1 protein-coding gene is annotated in these 458 nt (G+C 71.2%); it reads right to left on the bottom strand.

What is annotated here, in order from left to right; genetic code table 11:
• The coding region (locus C6558_RS39185; protein WP_305765393.1) for a DNA gyrase subunit A at positions 1 to 458 on the bottom strand (458 nt) is incomplete at both ends.

The following is a 458-nucleotide window of genomic DNA, read 5'->3' as shown; positions in this document are numbered from 1 at the left end:
CGGCGTCGCGCTTGAGCACGATCACCAGGCGCTGGCCGGTGCGGCCGGAGGTCTCGTCGCGCATGTCCGCGATGCCGCTGATCTTGCCGTCCCGCACCATCTCCGCGATCTTCGCGGCCAGGTTGTCCGGGTTGGTCATGTAGGGCAGCTCGGTGACCACGAGGCACGTGCGGCCCTGGATCTCCTCCACGTTGCCCACGGCGCGCATGGTGATGGGGCCGCGGCCGGTCCGGTAGACCTCCTCGATGCCCTTGCGGCCCAGGACCTGGGCGCCCGTGGGGAAGTCGGGGCCGTGGACGCGGGCCAGGAGCGCCTCGAGCAGCTCCTCGCGGGTGGCCTCGGGGTGCTCGAGGTACCACTGCACGCCCGCGGCCACCTCGCGCATGTTGTGCGGCGGGATGTTCGTGGCCATGCCGACGGCGATGCCCGAGGAGCCGTTGACCAGCAGGTTCGGATAC

Origin of the sequence: Ensifer sp. NM-2 (assembly GCF_003024455.1) — a bacterium.
GTDB lineage: Bacteria > Pseudomonadota > Alphaproteobacteria > Rhizobiales > Rhizobiaceae > Ensifer > Ensifer canadensis.
Note: the sequence above shows the minus strand (reverse complement) of the source record. Positions and strands in the feature narration are given on the sequence as shown.